We start from the raw sequence: 631 nt of genomic DNA, 5'->3' as shown, positions 1-631 counted from the left end.
CGAGGATCTCGGAGACGGGGTAGCGGGACTCGCGGCGGACGGCCATGAAGATGCGGGGCATGACGGGGAAGTGGAAGGCCATGTGGCACTCGTCGCCGCCGCTGCGGTAGTCGCCGAAGTAGTCGACGACGTCCTCCGGCCACTGGTTCGCCTCCGCCAGCAGCACGGTGTCGGGGTACTGGGTGTCGATCTCCTTGCGGACCCGCTTCAGGAACTCGTGGGTGGCCGGGAGGTTCTCGCAGTTGGTGCCCTCCTGCTGGTACAGGTAGGGCACCGCGTCCAGCCGGAAACCGTCGATCCCGAGGTCCAGCCAGAACTTCAGCGCGGAGATCATCTCCTCCTGCACGGCCGGGTTCTCGTAATTGAGGTCCGGCTGGTGGGAGAAGAACCGGTGCCAGTAGTACTGCTTGCGCACCGGGTCGTAGGTCCAGTTCGACGCCTCCGTGTCGACGAAGATGATCCGGGCGTCGGCGTACTGCTTGTCGTCGTCGGCCCAGACGTAGTAGTCGCCGTAGGGGCCGTGGGGGTCCTTGCGGGACTCCTGGAACCACGGGTGCTGGTCGCTGGTGTGGTTCATGACGAAGTCGATGATGACGCGCATGCCGCGCTGGTGGGCCGCGTCGACGAACTC

The 631-nt window shown here is 65.6% G+C and carries 1 protein-coding gene; it reads right to left on the bottom strand.

All coding sequences use genetic code 11. The features are described from left to right. Nucleotides 1-631: alpha-amylase family glycosyl hydrolase (locus P3H78_RS33195; protein ID WP_276112882.1), on the bottom strand; the 631-nt coding region annotated here is incomplete at both ends.

The organism is Streptomyces tropicalis (assembly GCF_029269835.1).
GTDB classification, from domain to species: domain Bacteria; phylum Actinomycetota; class Actinomycetes; order Streptomycetales; family Streptomycetaceae; genus Streptomyces; species Streptomyces tropicalis.
The sequence above is the reverse complement of the archived record's forward strand: the minus strand, read 5'-3'. Positions and strand labels throughout refer to the sequence as shown.